Below are 18145 nucleotides of genomic sequence, written 5' to 3' on the forward strand. Positions count from 1 at the left end.
CACGCGGCGCGCATTGGCGCGGTATTAAAGTCGGATTGAAGGTGGATTAACGCGGAATTATCGCGAGAGTAGAATAGACGCATGCAAAATTCACACGCAATCAACGCAGATCTGCATTGCCATTCCACGGTGTCCGACGGCATGTTGTCCCCCGAGGACGTGGCCGCGCGCGCGCATGCCGGCGGCGTGGCGTTCTGGGCGCTGACGGACCATGACGAGGTCAAGGGCCAGGCCAGGGCGCGGGCCGCGGCCGAGGCGCTTGGCATGCGCTACGTGCCCGGGGTGGAGATCTCGGTGACGTGGGCCGGGCAGACCGTGCATATCGTTGGCTTGCAGATCGACCCCGGCAACCAGGTGCTGGTCAACGGCCTGGCGGCCACGCGCTCCGGGCGGGCTGCCAGGGCGCAGGACATCGGCGAAGCGCTGGCCGCGATCGGCATCGGGGGCGCCTATGAAGGCGCGCTGCGCCATGTCGGCAATCCCGACCTGATCTCGCGCACCCATTTCGCGCGCTGGCTGGTGGAACAAGGGCGGTGCAAGACCATTGGCGAAGTGTTCGACGACTACCTCGGCGAAGGCTGCCCGGGCTATGTCGGGCACCGCTGGGCCAAACTGGCCGATGCGGTGGGCTGGATCCAGGCGGCCGGCGGCATTCCGGTGATGGCACACCCGGGCCGCTACCACTACACGCAACTCCAGCACGATGCGCTGTTCGACGAGTTCAAGCAGCTTGGCGGGGCCGCGGTCGAGGTGGTCACCGGCAGCCATACGCCGGAGCAGTACCGCCAATATGCCAATGTCGCGCATCACTATGGCCTGCTGGGCTCGCGCGGCTCGGACTTCCACGGGCCGGGCGAGGGACGGATCGAGCTGGGCTCGCTGCCGCCGCTGCCGTCGTCGGTCACCCCGGTCTGGCATGACTGGTAAGCCGCGCCGGCCAACGGCCGCCCCGCGCCCAGCCGTCCCGAACCCGCCATGCGTTCCATTCGCTTCTCTCCATCGCAGAACTGGCCCGGAATGCGCGCGGCGTTTGCGCCCATCCCGCGGCCGGTCGCCCCAGGCCCGCACATGTCCCAATACTTCGATATCCATCCGCTCAACCCCCAATCCCGCCTGATCAAGCAGGCCGCGCAGATCATCGGGCAGGGCGGGCTGATTGCCTTGCCCACCGACTCCAGCTACGCGCTGGCCTGCCGCCTTGACGACAAGGCGGCGGTAGAGCGGCTGCGCCGCTTGCGCGGGATCGACGACAAGCACCATCTGACCCTGATGTGCAGCGATTTGTCGGAGCTTGGCAACTTCGCGCGGGTGGACAACCGGCAGTACCGCTGGCTCAAGGGCGCTACGCCCGGGCCCTACGTCTTCATCCTCGAGGCCACCAAGGAAGTGCCGCGCCGGCTTTCGCATCCCGCCCGCAAGACCATTGGCGTGCGGGTGCCCGATCATCCCATTCCGCTGGCGCTGCTGGCCGAAGTGGGCGAGCCGCTGATTTCGGCCACCCTGCAGCTGCCGGGCGACGAAGCCCCGCTCAACGAGCCTGAGGTGATCCGCGCCCGGCTGGAAAAACTGCTGGAACTGGTGATCTGCGGCGGCGCCGCGCCCGCGCAGCCGACCACGGTGATCGACCTGACCGCCGGCGAGCCAGAACTGGTAAGGCAGGGACGTGGTGATATCGAGCGTTTTGGACTGTGATTGCCACCGAACAGTCGCTTTGCCGCGGCCCCGGTACAATAGCGACCCATGGATTCTTCCCTGATTCAGACCCTAGCGGTCTACGCCCTGCCGGTCCTGTTCGCCATCACGCTGCATGAAGCCGCGCACGGCTACGTGGCCAAGCTGTTTGGCGACAACACCGCCTACTCGATGGGCCGCGTCAGCCTTAACCCGGCGCGCCATATCGATCCCATCGGCACCATCGCGGTGCCGCTGCTGCTCTATTTCATGACCAGCGGACAGTTCGTCTTCGGCTACGCCAAGCCGGTGCCGGTCGCCTTCGACCACCTGCGCAATCCGCGCTGGCATGGCATGTGGGTGGCGCTGGCGGGCCCGGGCAGCAATGTGTTGCAGGCCTTCCTGTGGGCGCTGGTGGCAGTCGGCCTGGTGGTCGCCAGGGTGCAGGAGCCCTTCTTCACCCAAATGGCGCAGGCCGGCGTGCTGGTCAACCTGGTGATGGCTGCGTTCAACCTGTTCCCCGTGCCGCCGCTCGACGGCGGCCGCGTCCTGACTGCGTTGTTGCCGCCGCGCATCGCGCAAGCGGTGTCGCGCATCGAGCCCTATGGCATCTTCGTGGTGCTGGCGCTGGTGGCGGCTGGCGTGATTACCAAAGTGTGGATGCAGCCGGTGATGGGGGCGCTCAGGAGCCTGGTGTTGCTGATGCTGCAACCCATCCTGGCGCTGGTGCAGTAAGCCGCGGCGCCGGCGCCCATGCCGGCGCAGACCTCGACCACGCGTACCCGTACCTGCACCGATTCCCACAAATACAGATAGACATGTTCCCCGATCGCGTTCTTTCCGGCATGCGGCCTACCGGCGCGCTGCACCTGGGCCATTATCACGGCGTACTCAAGAACTGGGTCCAGCTCCAGGCCGAATATCCCTGTTTCTTCTTCGTGGCAGACTGGCACGCGCTCACCACGCACTATGAATCGCCGGAGGTGATCGGCGAATCCGTGTGGGAGATGCTGATCGACTGGCTCGCCGCCGGCGTCGATCCCGAACGCGCCACGCTGTTCATCCAGAGCCGAGTGCCCGAGCATGCCGAGTTGTTCCTGCTGCTGTCGATGGGTACACCGCTGGGCTGGCTGGAGCGGGTGCCGACCTACAAGGACCAGATCGAGAAGCTCAAGGACAAGGATCTCTCCACCTACGGTTTTCTCGGCTATCCGCTGCTGCAGGCCGCCGACATCCTGATCTACCGTGCCGGCCGCGTGCCCGTGGGCGAGGACCAGGTGCCGCACGTGGAGATCACGCGTGAGATCGCGCGCCGCTTCAACTATCTGTACGGGCGCCAGCCAGACTTCGAGGCGCAGGCGCAGGAAGCCGCCAAAAAGCTGGGCGGCAAGCGCACCAAGGCCTATCTGGAACTGCGCCGCGCCTATCAGGAGCAGGGCAAGGCAGAGGCGCTCGAGGAGGGCGGCGCGCTGGTGGCGCAGTCGCAGAGCCTGGCCGCCGAAGACCGCGAGTTGCTGCTGGGCTACCTGGGCGGCTCGCGCAAGACCATCCTGGTCGAGCCGCAGGCGCTGCTGACCGCGGCATCGCGCATGCCCGGGCTGGACGGCCAGAAGATGTCGAAGTCCTATGGCAACACCATCCGCATGCGCGAGGACAAGGCGTCGGTGGAAAAGAAGGTGCGTACCATGCCGACCGATCCGGCACGCGTGCGCCGCACCGATGCCGGCGACCCGGCGCGTTGCCCGGTGTGGCAACTGCACCAGGTCTATACGGACGCGCCCACCCGCGAGTGGGTCGAGAAGGGTTGCCGCAGCGCCGGCATCGGCTGCATCGAATGCAAACAGCCGGTGATTGAGGGCATCCTGCGCGAGCAGCAGCCCATGCTGGAGCGGGCACAGAAATACATGGATGATCCCGCGCTGCTGCGCGCCATTGTCGACCACGGCTGCGACCAGGCCCGCCAGGTGGCGCGTGAGACGATGCGCGACGTGCGCGCCGTCATGGGCCTGGGGTACCGGTGAGCACGGCGGCGGGCATCCCCCACGCGCCGCTGGGCGCACCGTCGCCGTGGGTGGCGCGTTGGGCACATCTGGTGCGCCCGGGCGGCCGCGTGCTCGACCTGGCCTGCGGCAATGGCCGGCACGCCATCTGGTTCGCGTGCCGCGGCCATGCGGTGCTGGGCGTCGATCGCGATGCGGCGGCATTGGCCGCGCTGGCGGCTTTGCCCGAAGGCGTGGCCACGCGCCCGGTCGACCTGGAGCAGGGCACGTGGCCGCTGGCGGACGAGCCGGGCTTCGACGCGATCGTGGTCACCAATTACCTGCACAGGCCGCTTTGGGCGCATTTGTTCGCTGCGCTGGCGCCGGGCGGCGTGCTTCTTTATGAAACATTCGCGGCTGGCAACGAGACCGTGGGCAAGCCTTCGAACCCGGATTTCCTGCTACGGCCGGGTGAGTTGCTGGATGCCGTGCACGGCATCTTGCGCGTGATCGCCTACGAAGATGGCGTGTTGAAAGCGCCTAAAACTGCCTTTGTGCAGCGTATTTGCGCGATTCGCGAAGATATAGGCAAAACGGGCGGCGGAGCGCCGCCGCGGTATCCTTTGCCGGGCTGAAGTGCGGCCCCGGTTATTTGCGGGCCCGGTCGGCGAGACCTGGGCTTCACGCGTTGAACTGCCTTGGGTTTTTCCCGGTCGAAGGTGCGGTCGGAAGGCCTTGGGTATCCGGTACAATCGCGGTATTCGTTTCTCGAATTCTCAAACGTTATGACACAGATTAACGGCAGCATCGTCGCTATCGTGACGCCGATGCAGGAAGATGGCAGCCTGGATTTCCCCGCGCTGCGCGCCCTGGTCGACTGGCACGTGGCCGAGGGCACCGATGGCATCGTGATCGTCGGCACCACCGGCGAGTCGCCCACGGTGAACGTGGATGAGCATTGCGAGCTGATCCGCGTCGCCGTGGAGCAGGCCGACAAGCGCATCCCGATCATCGCCGGCACCGGCGGCAACTCGACCAAGGAAGCAATCGAGCTGACCGCGTTTGCCAAGCAGGTCGGCGCCGATGCGTCGCTGCAGGTGGTGCCCTACTACAACAAGCCCACCCAGGAAGGCATGTATCGCCATTTCCGCACGATCGCGGAAGCGGTGGAGCTGCCTGTCGTGCTGTACAACGTGCCGGGCCGTACCGTGGCCGACATGCAGCACGACACCATCCTGCGCCTGGCGCAGGTGCCGGGCATCATCGGCGTCAAGGAAGCGACCGGCAACATCGACCGTGCCGCGCAACTGATCAAGGATGCGCCGCAGGGCTTCTCCATCTACAGTGGCGACGATCCCACGGCGATTGCCCTGATGCTGCTGGGTGGCCATGGCAATATCTCCGTCACGGCCAACGTGGCGCCGCGCAAGATGCACGAATTGTGCGTGGCTGCCTTGAAGGGCGACGCGATTACCGCGCGTCGCATCCATATGGAACTGGTTGCGCTGAACAAGGCGATGTTCGTCGAGGCCAACCCGATTCCCGTCAAGTGGGCGCTCCAGCAAATGGGCAGAATGCAGGGTGGCATCCGCCTCCCGCTTACTCCGCTGTCACCGGAATACCACGATGTGGTGCGCAAGGCGCTGTCGGCGGCCGGCCTGCTCGGCTGATCGCACTGTGTTTTGCCGTCATCCCTCAACTAGGATTGCGTGTCAATGAAACTCAAGCTTAACCGCCACGGTGCAACGCAAGTTGGCCGTGCCGCCCTGGTCTTGCCCGTGCTAGTGGCAAGCGCGTTGTCCGGTTGCAGCAGCATCAATGACGCGATGGCGCCCGACAAGATCGACTACAAGTCCGCTGCCAAGCGCACCTCCACGCTGGACGTGCCGCCGGACCTGACCAAGATCGAAGGCGACCGCCGCTACTCCGTGCCGGATCAGAACGGCACGTCCACCTTGTCGACCTACAACCAGTCGAACAAGGTCGTGCAGCAGCAGGTGGGCGCCGAGAACGTGCTGCCCTCCACGCAAGGCATCCGCATGGAGCGCGATGGCAACCAGCGCTGGCTGGTGATCAGCAACGGCATGCCGGCGGACAAGCTGTGGCAGTCGATGCGTGAATTCTGGCAGGAGAGCGGTTTCCTGCTGGTGCAGGACTCGCCAGAGACCGGCATCATGGAAACCGACTGGGCCGAGAACCGCGCCAAGATCCCGCAGGATTTCATCCGCAACACGATCGGCAAGGTTTTCGACGGGCTGTACTCGACGTCCGAGCGCGACAAGTTCCGCACGCGCTTGGAGCGCTCGCAGAACGGCAGCCTGGAAGTCTTCATCAGCCACCGTGGCGCGCAGGAGCAACTGACCGGCATCGACAAGTCGACCACGACCTGGACGCCGCGCCCCTCCGATCCCGAGCTGGAGGCCGAATTCCTTTCGCGCTTCGCGCAGCGCCTGGGGGTGCAGAAGGAGCAGGCCGACCGCATGGCCAAGAACCCCGCCTCGCCGGTAGCCGCCGCCGCCGCGGGCGCCACTGCCGCAAAGGGTGCAGCGCCTAGCGCCAATGCCAGCCTGACACAGGTCAATGGCAGCCAGGCACTGCAGTTGTCCGAGCCGTTCGACCGTGCCTGGCGCTCGGTCGGCCTGGCGCTGGACCGCGTGAACTTTACGGTGGAAGACCGGGACCGCGCGCAAGGCCTGTACTACGTGCGCTATGTCGATCCGCGCGACACCGTGGACAACCGCGGTTTCTTCTCCAAGCTGTTCACCAAGACCGGCACCGAGGACGGCAAGAAGGCGAAGAAGTATCGCGTGGCACTGAAGGGTGATGGCACCGGCACGACCGTGACGGTGCAGAACGATGCGGGCCAGCCGGAAGGCACCGAAGTCGGCAAACGCATTCTTTCGCTGCTCGACGAGCAACTGCGCTGACCGGCATGCGGGTCACGCAAACCACCCCGCGGCGCCCGGCCGCGAGGTGGCTCGCCGGGCTGCCAGGGGAGGCGGGCGCATGATGCGCTTTGCCTTCCTCGGTAGCGGCAGCGAGGGCAATTCCCTGTTGATCGAGTCGCAAGAGGGCACCACCACGACCAGGGTGTTGCTCGATTGCGGCTTCGGCATTCGCGAAACCGCGCGGCGGCTGGAGCGGCTCGGCATCACGCCGGATCAGCTCGATGCCGTGCTGGTTACCCACGAGCACGGCGATCATGTCGGCTCGGCTTACGCCTTTGCTTCCCGTCACGACCTGCCGGTACATACCAGCCACGGCACCTGGCTTGCCACCTCGCACATGCGCGGGGCGGACAAGGCCGACGTACGCGTGTGTGGTGCCGACCATCCGTTGGTGATCGGCGGCCTTCACATCCTCCCTTACACCGTGCCGCACGATGCGCGGGAGCCGTTGCAGTTCGTGCTAAGTGACGGCGACGCCCGTCTGGGCGTGCTGACCGATGCCGGCATGGAGACGCCTTACGTTACCGCGCGGCTGGCGGGGGTGCATGCCCTGGTGCTGGAATGTAACCACGATCGGGAGATGCTGCGCAATTCCGCCTACCCGTATTCACTCAAGCAGCGCATTGGCGGCGATTTTGGCCACCTTGCCAATGAAGTGGCGGCCGGCATCCTGGAGCGAGTGGCGCATGCCGGGCTGCAGCGCGTGGTGGCCGCGCACCTGAGCCAACAGAACAATACCCGGGAGCTGGCCACCCAGGCACTGGCCTCGGTGCTGGGGGTGTCGTCAGGCGACATCCTGGTGGCGGACCAGCACGAAGGGCTGGGCTGGCAGCCGGTCAGGGCCTGAGGCGGGGCCGGCAACACGCCGGCGAAGCCTGCAGGCGTAAAAGCTACGGACGTAAAAAAGCCGACCCGAAGGTCGGCTTTTTTATCGGTCGAGACCGATTACTGCTTAGCAGCCGGAGCCGATGCGTCAGCAGCCGGTGCCGAAGCGTCAGCGGCAGCAGCCGGAGCCGATGCGTCAGCAGCGGGAGCAGCAGCCGGAGCCGATGCTTCAGCCGGAGCGGCAGCAGCCGGAGCCGAAGCTTCCGGTGCCGGAGCAGCGGCTTCTTCTTTCTTGCCGCAAGCGGCGAGAGCAACGGCGGCGAGCAGCGATGCGATCAGGAGAGACTTCTTCATTGTTCGTCCTTTAACTTTAATAACAGAAAAACAGGCGATGAATAATTACCGGTAATTATCGCTCTTGAACTGCAAAATAGAGGCTCTCCCGGGTGCCGACAAATGCAGTGGTACACAGTACTAGCCAGCCGGTGATTATATCCGCGTTTTCCCGGCTTGTGTAGCGCTGTCTTTTCCTGTTTTTGGTTGTTACGGATTATTACAGCGAAGCGGGTCCGAATTGCAGCCAGCCCTCCAGCGCCCAGTGATGGAAAGTTTCCATCAGATCCGGCAGATCCGCGCAGGCAGTCACTTCCGCGGCGCTCAGGCAGCGCTGGTCCGCCAGCAGGCGCAGCCAGCGCGCCAGCGCCGAGGGCGGCTCGTATGCTTCGCCATTGATAAAGAAATGGGTGCGGTCATACAACGCAATCGATCCCGGCGCAAGCACGACGCCGTGAGACAGGGCGAGTTTGTTGTATTTCTTCAGCGCGATTTCGGATATTTCCGCAAACTCCACGCTTGGCTTGGGCTCGGAGAGATGCGCACCCAGAAACTCCGAGACCATGCTACCCGACCAACGGAGGGCACTGAGTTTCTCGGTCACCGCTCGCACCATCTGGGCCGGCAGTTGGGCCGGATGTGCCGTTGCCGGCTCACCGGCATCCGCGTAGCGCCCGTTCAGATCCTCGTTGTCCTCGACCGTTTCCGAGAGCCAGGCCAGGAAGTGCCCCGCCAGTTCGCGGTAGGCCGGTGCGCGAAAGCCGATCGAATACGTCATGCACTCGCCGTCAGCCACGCCGTCGTGGGCATACTGAGGTGGCAGGTAGAGCATATCGCCTGGTTCCAGCACCCATTCTTCTTCGGCCGTGAAGTCCGCCAGGATCTTGAGTGGCAGGTCAGGGACCAGATCGAGCTTGGTCTGGGACGAGATGCGCCAGCGGCGCCGGCCCGATACTTGCAACAGAAAAACGTCGTAAGAATCGAAGTGCGGACCCACGCCGCCGCCGTCGGTGGCATAGCTGACCATCAGGTCGTCCAGGCGCGCATCCGGGACGAAACGGAATTGCCCCAGCAAGTCTGCGGCTGCACTATCGTGGAGGTTAACGCCCTGCACCAGCAGCGACCATTGACGGGCTTTCAGCGAGGGCAGGTTATCGGCGGCGAAGGGACCTTGTTCGAGCTTCCAGCGGTTGCGAAAGTGCGACACCAGGCGCGACTCGACGTCGTCGCGGTCGGCCAGTTGGAAAAGCGACTCGCGCGATACCGGCGGCACGATTCCCGGTACGGCTTGTCGAACCAGCAGGGGTTTGCGGTGCCAGATATCGCGCATGAAAGCAGCTGGCGTCATGCCACCCAGGAGGGTGAGCGGCGCGTCAGGATCGACGGGGCCGGGGGGCAAGGCCTGCGCGTATAATGCGGAATCGTTCATGGAGTCAAGAATTGAAAATCGCTAAGAACACGGTGGTATCCGTGGTGTACAAGCTGTCGGATGCGCAGGGCAATCTGATCGAGGAGTCGGATGAGCCGATGGTTTACTTGCACGGCGGATATGATGGCACGTTCCCCAAGATCGAGGAAGCGCTCGAAGGCCATGAGGCCGGCTTCGAAACCCAGTTGCAGCTCGAGCCCGAGGAAGCCTTCGGCGATTACGACGCCGATATGGTCAAGGTAGAGCCGCGCGACCGTTTCCCCGAGCCGCTGGAAGTCGGCATGCAGTTCGAAGGCGTGCCCGAAGACGGCGACGACGAAGACTCGATCATCTACACCGTGACCGATGTGGCTGAAGACAAGGTGGTGCTGGATGGCAACCACCCGCTGGCCGGCATGGCGCTGCGTTTCTGGCTGCAGGTAGCGGAAGTCCGCGAAGCCACGGGTGACGAAGTGCAGCACGGCCACGCGCATGGCGCCTCGGGCATCGAAGTCGTGGACGAAGATGAGGACGACGAAGGCGACAGCAGCCGCACGCTGCACTGAGTGCGCCACGCGCGCGCGCCCTCGCGGAAGGTCCCACGAATAAAGCCGGCATCGCCGGCTTTTTCTTTGTGCTTGCGGAGTTGGGCTGACGCCATTTATTCCGCCTCGGGGCCATCCTTGAGCGTGACCTCGAACAGCGACGGCGACCCCGGCGTGATCACCAGTTCGGTGTACTGGCCGGGCGCACCGCTTGGCAACACCACGCGGGAGACGTTGCGCAGCGTCTTGCCGCTGGCGTCTTTCAGTGGCGTGTCGACGCCGAAGCCGCCCTGGCCGGTATGCACCAGCAGGACCTGGCCCCGGTAGCGCCCGGCCAGCTCGCGCAACTGGCGCTTGAACTCCAGGAAGCCATCGCGCGCGCGCCGGCGCAGGAAGCCGTCGAACAGGGAGGGCTTGCCACGCTGCTCCCAGCCGTTGCCGAACTGCGGGTCGGCATGCATGAGCAGCACGATGCCGGGCAGGTTCTGCTGCTGCGCCAGCGAAAACGCGCGCGCCAGCCATTGGCGGTTGGCCTCGCGGCGATCCTCGAACTCGCCGTTGCGCCCGCCCTCCGAGCGATAGTGATTGTTGTCGCCCGGCAGGTTCAACCCCACCAGCATGACGCGCCCGGCACGCCAGCGCACGTTTTCCCGATAGCTGCGAAAGGTAGCTTGTTCGGATTGCCGCATCAGCGGCAGCACCCGCTGGCCCAGCGTGGTATCGGCCGGATAGAACAGCTCGCGCAGGCGGTTCAGCCGCTCCACCGCATCGAAGCGCCCGTTGGCGGCGCGAGCGCATTCCGCCCAGTCGGTTTCGCCAGGCAGGTAGACGAGCGGCAGCGGCGACTGGTCGAGTAGCCGCTGGCGAGCGGAAAGCAGGGTGTCGCCGCAGGATTCGGTATCGCCCTTGATGCCGCCCAGATGGACGACAAACTCCAGCCGGCGCGCAGCCAGGAAATCGAGCAGGCGGGCAGTGCCGGCTTCGGCGGCCGGCCACTGCGGCTGGTCGGCGACCAGGGCCACGCGTGTCGTTTCGGTGGCTGGAACCGGAGCCGGAACCCGGGCGCGGTTCGCCTGCGCCTGGCCCGGCGGCGCAGGCAGCGCCAGCAGCACGCCCAGCATGGCCAGTGCGGCCAGGCGCCGCCTGCGCGGGTGCGCGATCCCGGTTGGTGTCATGCGGTGGCTACGGCATCCTTGGCGAGCGCGCGCAGCCGATAGAGCGCGTCGAGCGCGTCGCGCGGCGTCAGGCTGTCCGGGTCGAGCTCGGCCACCGCATCTAGCAAGGCGGCTTGCTGCACGGAAATCGCGTTGACGGGTTGGCCATTGCCTTCATTGCCTTCGCCTTCGCTTTGTTCCAGGTAGTCGTCGTCATCGTCCGAGGGCGAGGGCGGCGCGGCGAACAGGTCCAGTTGCGGCGTGGGCGTGGCGTGCGCCGACTGTTGCTCCAGCCAGGCCAGGTGTTTGCGCGCGGCACGGATCACCGGCTGCGGCACGCCTGCCAGCTGCGCCACCTGCAGGCCGTAGCTCTGGCTGGCGGGGCCGTCCTGCACCGCATGCAGGAAGACGATGCCGTCGCCATGCTCGACCGCGGACAGGTGGACATTGGCCGCCTGCGTGAACTCCTGCGGCAGTTGCGTCAGCTCGAAATAATGGGTGGCAAACAGCGTATGGCTGCGGTTATGCGCCAGCAGGTGCCGCGCGATCGCCCACGCCAGCGCGAGGCCGTCGAAGGTCGACGTGCCACGGCCGATCTCGTCCATCAGCACCAGGCTGGCCGGCGTGGCGTTGTGCAGGATGCTGGCGGCCTCGGTCATTTCCACCATGAAGGTGGAGCGCCCGCCCGCGAGGTCGTCGGCGGCGCCGATGCGGGTGAAGATGCGGTCGATCGGGCCGATCACCGCGCGCCGCGCCGGTACATAGGCGCCCACGCAGGCCAGCAGCACGATCAGCGCGGTCTGGCGCATGAAGGTCGATTTACCGCCCATGTTCGGGCCGGTGATCAGCAGCAGCTTGCGCGCTTCGGTCAACTGGCAATCATTGGCGATGAACGGCACGGATTCCGCGGCGAGCTGGCCCTCCACGACCGGATGGCGGCCCTGGGTCAGGTCGATCACGTTTTCCGCGACGCGCTCGGGCTGGGTCCAGTCCAGCGTCTGCGCGCGCTCGGCCAGCGCCGCGAGGACGTCCAGGCGCGCCAGCGCGCCGGCGACCCGCTGCAACTCGCCGATATGCGGCAGCAACTGCTGGAGCAATGCCTCGTACAGTTGCTTCTCGCGCACCAGCGCGCGGTCTTGCGCGGACAGGGCCTTGTCCTCGAAGACCTTGAGCTCGGGCGTGATGTAGCGCTCGGCGTTCTTCAGCGTCTGGCGGCGGCGGTAGTCGTCGGGGACCTTGTCGGCCTGGCCATTGGTCACCTCGATATAGAAGCCATGCACGCGGTTGTATTCCACGCGCAGGTTGGCGATGCCGGTGCGGGTGCGCTCGCGGGCTTCCAGGTCGACCAGGAACTGGCCGCAGTTCTCCGAGATATCGCGCAGCTCATCGAGCGTGGCATCGTAGCCACGGGCGATCACGCCGCCGTCGCGGATCACGGTGGCCGGCTCCGGCGCCACCGCGCTGGCCAGCAGGGCATGGCATTCCCAGGGCACCGCCAGTTCCGTCAGCGTCTGGTTGAGCAACGGCGCGGCATCGTCGGCGCGCAGGCAGGCCTGCACGTCGGGCAGGGCGCTCAGCGTGTCGCGCAGCGAGGACAGGTCGCGCGGGCGCGCATTCATCAGGGCCAGGCGTGCGGTAATGCGTTCCACGTCCGACAGCCGGCGCAGCGCAGCGCGCAGCGCATCGGTGCCTTGGTCGATCAGCGCGCCGATGGCCTGCTGGCGTGCCTGCGGGATGGCGCTGTCGCGCAGCGGATGGTGCAGCCAGTGGCGCAGCAGGCGGCTGCCCATGGCGGTGGCGCAGGTGTCCAGCAGCGAGAACAGCGTCGGCGACTCGCCGCCGCGCAGGGTCTCGGTCAGCTCCAGGTTGCGCCGCGTGGCGGTGTCCAGGCCAACGAATTCGGATTCGCGCTCGACCGTCACGCCCTTCACATGGCGCAGCGACTGCCCTTGGGTGGAGGCCGCGTAGTTCAGCAGCGCGCCGGCTGCGCCGAGCGCCGCGCCCAGCCCGGCACAGCCAAACGGATCGAGGCTGGCCACGCCGAGCTGCTCGCGCAGGCGGCGGGTGCCGGCTTCCTGGTCGAAATGCCATTCCGGCAGCCGGGTGCGTGCGCACTCCAGCGCAGGCAGCTCGATGCCATCGGCATACAGCAGCTCCGCCGGGCGGATCCGCTCCAGTTCGCGGCCGAGTTGCGCCACCTCGCACTCCATCAGGCGCAGCTCGCCGCTAGCCAGGTTGAGCCAGGCCAGCCCGGTCTTGCTCACGCCGCGGCGCGTGGTTTGCTGGTGCACCGCCATCAGGTAGGTATCGACCTTGTCCGGCAGCAGTGCCGCGTCGGTCAGCGTGCCCGGCGTGACGATGCGCACCACCTTGCGCTCCACCGGCCCCTTGCTGGTGGCCGGGTCACCGATCTGCTCGCAGATCGCCACCGATTCACCCAGCTTGACCAGCCGCGCGAGGTACTGGTCCACCGAATGAAAGGGGATACCGGCCATGCGGATTGGCACGCCGTTGGAGCTGCCGCGCGAAGTCAGGGTGATGTCGAGCAGGCGCGAAGCCTTTTCGGCATCGTCGTGGAAGAGCTCGTAGAAGTCGCCCATCCGGTAGAACAGCAAGGTGTCCGGATGGTCGGCTTTCAGGCCGAGGTACTGCGCCATCATGGGCGTGTGCTTTTCCGCGCTGCCGGCCTTGGGCTCGGTCTTGGCGGACTGTCGGGGTTCTACGGACATGCAATCCTCTCGGGCGGCTCTGGCGAAACCGCCTGTTTTCGGGTACTCCGGCGGCCCGCGGGCCTGGCGCGGCGTGCGCGGCAGGCACCGTGGATGGGCGGGCGCGGATAAAACCGGCATTTTACTGCGAGCCGGGCACCGAAGGGGGCTGAGGGGGCTGAGGGGGCAGGATGGGGGAGTGGCGCGGGAGGGACCGGGCAGGCCGCCAAGGCGGCTTTTCGGCTTTTGCCCCGCTGCGGGCTGTGCTGTGCTCAGGTGTCGACATAGCCGCCATGCGCCGCGCCGCAGCCCGTTCGACCGTGACGGATGTTTACAAAAAAAATACGCGGCCATCCGTCTCTTTACAGCATCTTTGCGGGATCCGAACTTATATGGAATCGTGATGACCGGCAGATACACGCCGGCGGTGAAACGATCGAAGATCGAGACAAGGGAAGGGGTTCGACATGCTGAGAGTTCTGGTACCCGTCAACGGCTCCGCGCACGCGCTGGATGCTGTGCGTCATGCTGCCTTCATGTTCCGGGACCGCTGTGTGTCCGAGGTAGTCCTGCTCAATGTCCAGCCGCCGCTGGAGTCCGGCCGCGCTTCGGCCTTTCACTCGCTGGCCGCCTTGCGCAAGCTGGAGGCGGCGAGCGGCGAGGCTGCGCTGCGCGATGCACGCAGCATCCTGGACGACGCCGGGGCCAGCTATGTGGCGCAAATCAAGGTGGGCGACGTGGCGCAGACCATTGCGCGGGCGGCGGCCGCGAACGACTGCGATGCCATCGTGATGGGCACTGCCGGGCGCACGGCGGTTGGCGCGCTGCTGGCGGGCCGGTTGACCAACAAGCTGATACGCATGTCACGTGTACCGGTGACGCTGGTCAAGTAGGCCGCGCGATCAAGCTACGTTCATCGGCAGCAGCACCATCTGCTTGCCTTGCAGGTGTAGCCGCTCCTGCAACTCGCCCGGCGTCTGGTTATGCAACCAGGCTGTCAGGAAATTGACGTGCTGGAAGATCAGCTTGCTGGCAAAGCAGACGCTGTTCGGGTACTCAGCCGTCACCGCATCGACCAGCGTCATGAACTCGAGCACCGGGTTCGTGCCGAATGCCGCGCGCGAATCGGCCGCCAGGCCGTGGCGCTGGCAATTGGCGACGTAATAGCGCAGTGACTCACCAATCGTCTGTTGAAGGCGGTGCAGCGTTTCCTGGCCCTCGTAGCTCTGCGCATCGACCTCTCCCACGGCGAGGAAGATCATGTTCTTGAAGTGTCCGGGAAACAGGCGCTCGACCCAGAGCAGCGCATGCATGCTGACGCCGCGGTGCTTGCCCACCAGGACGATGGCGGTGGGCAGGCTGCGATCGAGGGGCCGCACGCGGCTCGCATCGACCAGCGGCGGGCTGCCGGCGAAGAGGGCATCGGCCCGGGCCAGCTCGGCACGCGTTGTCGTGTAATGGCGCTTGATGAAGACGCACAGCGCAACCACCAAGCCTGTTACCAGCACGGTCAGCCAGCCGCCAGCGGTGAATTTCTCCACCAGCGTGATCACCAGGACCGTGGCGGTGACCGACAAGCCCAGCAGGGACAGGGCGAAGCGCGCGATCCAGCGCGGCTCGCCGCGATGGCGCCACCAGTAGATGCAAAGGCCGAGCAAGGAAAGGCTGAAGGTCAGAAAGACATTGATGCTGTACAGCACCACCAGCACCGCGACCTGGCCGTGCGTCCACAACAGGATCAGCAAGCTGGCCAGGCCCATGACGATGACGCCGTTCTGCCGCACCAGCCGGGCGGAGAGGTCGCGGAAATGCCGCGGCACCCAGTAGTCCGCCGCCATGTTCGACAGCACCGCCGGGCCGTCCAGGAAGCCGGTCTGCGCGCCCACCAGCAGCAGCCCAGCCTCGGAGGCCAGCAGCGCCGCGAGCAGCGCATGGCGGGACCATGCCGAGCCGAAGCCAAGATGGTCGATGATGCGGTCGAAGACCACGGCGTTCAGCGTCTTGCCTTCCACCGGCGCTGCGTTCCACAGCATGTAAAGCAGGATGATGCCACCCGCCGTGAAGGCCAGCGAGGTCGCCATGTAGAACATCGTCCACTTGCCGTTCGACACCCGCGGCTCGGCCAGCATGTTCACGTTGTTCGAGACCGCCTCCAGCCCGGTGTAGGTACCGCCACCCAGCGAGAACGCGCGCATCAGCAGCGCCGCCACCACGATCGGACCCATCGCCTGGGACATGCCGGAGGCCTCGCCAATGGCGTTGGGCACGACCGCGCCGAGATGGTCGCCGTGTGCTGCAACGCCATAGACGATCAGCCCGAGATGCAGTACCACGAAGGCCAGGAAGATGGGCATCAGCACCAGGATCGACTCCTTCATGCCGCGGAAATTGAGCCCGGTCATCATGATCACGATCACCAGCTCGGTGGCCAGCTTGAAGGCTTGGGCCTCTACCGGCAGCAAGCTGAAGAACGCGTCGACGCCACTGGCCAGCGACGTCGCGACGGTCAGCACGTAATCGACCAGCAACGCTGCGCCCGACACCAGTCCGGGACGCGGCCCCAGCAAGGCCGTGGCCACGCGGTAACCGCCGCCGCCGGTGGGGAACAGCTCGATGACCTGGTTGTAGCCGACCGCGATGATGAATACCGTGCTGGCGGTGGCCAGCGCAAGGAAGAGCGCCAGCGGCGTATGGGTGCCAAGCGCGAGGAATGCCTCCTCGGGCCCATAGCACGAAGAGGAAAGCCCGTCGGCGCCTAATCCCACCCAGGCCAGCACCGGCACCACGGCGATCGCGTGGCGGGTTTCCGGGGCGAGCGGATCGAGCGGTTTTCCGGCCAGGTGCCGCCACCACTTCGACCATGCCGTCATGTTCGCCACCCTGGACGCGACTGCGGCGCAGCGCACGAAAGCGCGGCGCCGGAATTTGCCGCCGGCGGCGCCCCTGCCCGCGCGCCAGCACCGGGAGCTCGGCACTCCCTGCAAGTAATGTAGGCGGCAAGCGGGCCGATTCGCAAGAACGGGTTCGAGGCCGCGCTATGACGCCAGCTCGCGCCGCAGCGTGTCGATCACCTGGGCCAGCCGCGCGATCAGCCCGTCGATGGCGCCGGCCGGCACGCCGGCGTAGCCGAACACGAAGCCGTTGTACTGCGCCAGCGGCGTGCCGGGCAAGCGGTAGGTGCTCAGCGGCCGCACGATCAGTCCCTGCGCACGCGCCGCGCGGGTGACCACGGTGTCGGCGAGCGGCAGTTCCAGGCGCGCGGACAGGTGCATGCCGCCAGCGCTGGCCGATACCGTCACGCTGTCGCGCAAGTGCTTCGCCAGTGCCGCCTCCAGGGCGTCGCGGCGCTGTCCGTAGCGCTGGCGCATGCGGCGCAGGTGGCGGGCGAACTGGCCGCTGTCGATGAAGTCGGCCAGTGCGATCTGCTCGGCCACGTGGCCGCGCCGGGTGATTTCGCCAAGCGTGCCGGCGATGGTCGCGGCCAGGTAGCGCGGCACCACCATGAAGCCCAGGCGCAGCGCCGGGAACATGGTCTTGCTGAACGTGCCCAGGTAGATCACCGGCGCATCCTCGCTCAGCCCCTGCACGGCCGAGAGCGGCACGCCGCCGCGGCGGAACTCGCTGTCGTAGTCGTCCTCGACAATCCAGGCCCCGGCGGCGCGGGCATCTTCGATGAGCTTGAGGCGCCGTTCCAGGCTGAGAATGGAGCCCAGTGGATACTGATGGGATGGCGTGATGTAGATCAGCCGGGGCGGGGCGTCGCGCCACTGCTCCGGGCGGGGCGCCAGGCCGTCCGCATCCACCGCCACGGGCTCGAGTACGAGGCCGGCCGACTGGAAGGCGGCCCGCGCGCCACCGTAGCCGGGATTCTCGATCCAGGCCGTGTCGCCGGCATCGGCCAGGATGCGCGCGCACAGGTCCAGGCTGGTCTGCGTGCCGTCGGTGATGAAGACCTGGTCCATGTCGCAGCGCACCCCGCGCGAGACCTTCAGGTACTCGGCGATGGCGTGGCGCAGCGCGGGCTGCCCCTCGACCTTGCCGTAGCCAAGATGGCGCGGGCCGAGCTGGCGCCAGGCGCGCTCGATGCTGCGCCGCCACGCGGCCAGCGCAAAGCCATCCAGGTCGGGCACGCCGGGCACGAACGGCAGCAAGTCGTGCATGTCGTCGGCATCGCGCTGCAGCCCGCGCACCCGCCGCGACAACTCGGCGACACGCTTGACTGCCTCCGTGCCGTGGCCGGCCGGCACCAGGCCCACGCGCGCCACCGTGGTGCCGTGCCGCGTCGGTACCACGAAGCCTTCGGCCGCCAGGCTCTCGTAGGCGTAGATCACGGAGTTGCGTGCCATGCCGAGTTCCGCCGCCAGGGTGCGCGTGGCGATCAGCTGGCTGCCCTGGGCGATTCGCCCGTCGAGGATGGCGCCGCGCAAGCACTCGTACAAGAGCCGCTGCTGGGTGAGCTTGCGGCCATCGAGCTGGCGCTTGAAGGTAGAGACCAGCAGGCCGTAGTCCATGTCGTGGTTTCCGTGGTTTCCGTGGTTTCGTGGTTCTAAAAACCGTAGGTCGGCTGGGTCTAG

The 18145-nt window shown here is 66.4% G+C and carries 16 protein-coding genes; 10 read left to right on the forward strand and 6 right to left on the reverse strand.

The window, feature by feature from the left end; translation table 11 throughout:
• Positions 1-81: 81 nt before the first annotated feature.
• The 8 genes from RR42_RS06225 to RR42_RS06260 all read left to right on the forward strand — a co-directional run bounded on the left by RR42_RS06225 (position 82) and on the right by RR42_RS06260 (position 7445).
• On the forward strand, positions 82-927 hold the full coding sequence (locus RR42_RS06225) for a 3',5'-nucleoside bisphosphate phosphatase (protein ID WP_043344939.1): 846 nt from the start codon (positions 82-84) through the stop codon (positions 925-927).
• A 141-nt stretch (positions 928-1068) separates the two neighbouring features.
• Complete coding sequence (locus tag RR42_RS06230) at positions 1069-1692, forward strand: L-threonylcarbamoyladenylate synthase (RefSeq protein WP_043351481.1); 624 nt, start codon at positions 1069-1071, stop codon at positions 1690-1692.
• A 48-nt stretch (positions 1693-1740) separates the two neighbouring features.
• Complete coding sequence (locus RR42_RS06235) at positions 1741-2406, forward strand: site-2 protease family protein (RefSeq protein WP_043344941.1); 666 nt, start codon at positions 1741-1743, stop codon at positions 2404-2406.
• Between the two features lie 83 nt (positions 2407-2489).
• A complete protein-coding gene (locus tag RR42_RS06240; RefSeq protein WP_043344942.1) occupies positions 2490-3692 on the forward strand; it encodes a tryptophan--tRNA ligase in 1203 nt (400 codons plus the stop codon).
• Positions 3689-4285, forward strand: coding sequence for a class I SAM-dependent methyltransferase (locus tag RR42_RS06245; protein WP_082054811.1), 597 nt, complete (start codon positions 3689-3691; stop codon positions 4283-4285). The genes RR42_RS06240 and RR42_RS06245 overlap by 4 nt, the downstream gene beginning before the upstream one ends.
• A 150-nt stretch (positions 4286-4435) precedes the next feature.
• Positions 4436-5320: a 4-hydroxy-tetrahydrodipicolinate synthase gene (dapA, locus tag RR42_RS06250; protein WP_006163130.1), complete on the forward strand. Its 885-nt coding sequence runs from the start codon at positions 4436-4438 to the stop codon at positions 5318-5320.
• Positions 5321-5365: 45 nt separating this feature from the next.
• A complete protein-coding gene (bamC, locus tag RR42_RS06255) occupies positions 5366-6577 on the forward strand; it encodes an outer membrane protein assembly factor BamC (RefSeq protein ID WP_043344943.1) in 1212 nt (403 codons plus the stop codon).
• 79 nt (positions 6578-6656) lie between these two features.
• Positions 6657-7445 carry an MBL fold metallo-hydrolase gene (locus RR42_RS06260; RefSeq protein ID WP_043344944.1) on the forward strand — a complete coding sequence of 263 codons (789 nt, stop codon included), beginning with the start codon at positions 6657-6659 and terminating at the stop codon, positions 7443-7445.
• Positions 7446-7543: 98 nt separating this feature from the next.
• Here the strand turns inward: RR42_RS06260 and RR42_RS40930 are convergent, their stop codons facing one another.
• Together RR42_RS40930 and RR42_RS06270 are read right to left on the reverse strand one after the other, a co-directional pair.
• The gene (locus RR42_RS40930) at positions 7544-7777 is read right to left on the reverse strand and encodes a hypothetical protein (protein ID WP_082054812.1); all 234 of its coding nucleotides are present in this window, start codon (positions 7775-7777) and stop codon (positions 7544-7546) included.
• 199 nt (positions 7778-7976) lie between these two features.
• The gene (locus tag RR42_RS06270; RefSeq protein WP_173430673.1) at positions 7977-9185 is read right to left on the reverse strand and encodes a cupin domain-containing protein; all 1209 of its coding nucleotides are present in this window, start codon (positions 9183-9185) and stop codon (positions 7977-7979) included.
• Between the two features lie 11 nt (positions 9186-9196).
• Between RR42_RS06270 and RR42_RS06275 the strand changes: the two genes are divergently transcribed.
• On the forward strand, positions 9197-9730 hold the full coding sequence (locus RR42_RS06275) for an FKBP-type peptidyl-prolyl cis-trans isomerase (protein WP_043344946.1): 534 nt from the start codon (positions 9197-9199) through the stop codon (positions 9728-9730).
• Positions 9731-9825: 95 nt separating this feature from the next.
• Here RR42_RS06275 and RR42_RS06280 read toward each other — a convergent pair whose 3' ends face one another.
• On the reverse strand, positions 9826-10884 hold the full coding sequence (locus RR42_RS06280) for a hypothetical protein (protein ID WP_043344948.1): 1059 nt from the start codon (positions 10882-10884) through the stop codon (positions 9826-9828).
• Positions 10881-13523: a DNA mismatch repair protein MutS gene (gene mutS / locus RR42_RS06285; protein WP_043351485.1), complete on the reverse strand. Its 2643-nt coding sequence runs from the start codon at positions 13521-13523 to the stop codon at positions 10881-10883. The genes RR42_RS06280 and mutS overlap by 4 nt, the downstream gene beginning before the upstream one ends.
• A gap of 515 nt (positions 13524-14038) precedes the next feature.
• Here mutS and RR42_RS06290 point away from each other — a divergent pair.
• Positions 14039-14464: a universal stress protein gene (locus tag RR42_RS06290; protein WP_043344951.1), complete on the forward strand. Its 426-nt coding sequence runs from the start codon at positions 14039-14041 to the stop codon at positions 14462-14464.
• 9 nt (positions 14465-14473) lie between these two features.
• On the opposite strand, the gene RR42_RS06295 is transcribed toward RR42_RS06290, so the two are convergent.
• Positions 14474-16441: an APC family permease gene (locus RR42_RS06295; RefSeq protein ID WP_043344952.1), complete on the reverse strand. Its 1968-nt coding sequence runs from the start codon at positions 16439-16441 to the stop codon at positions 14474-14476.
• Positions 16442-16606: 165 nt separating this feature from the next.
• Positions 16607-18082, reverse strand: a complete 1476-nt coding sequence (locus RR42_RS06300; protein WP_043344955.1) for a PLP-dependent aminotransferase family protein — start codon at positions 18080-18082, stop codon at positions 16607-16609.
• Between the last annotated feature and the right edge of the window lie 63 nt (positions 18083-18145).

Source organism: Cupriavidus basilensis, assembly GCF_000832305.1.
GTDB lineage: Bacteria > Pseudomonadota > Gammaproteobacteria > Burkholderiales > Burkholderiaceae > Cupriavidus > Cupriavidus basilensis_F.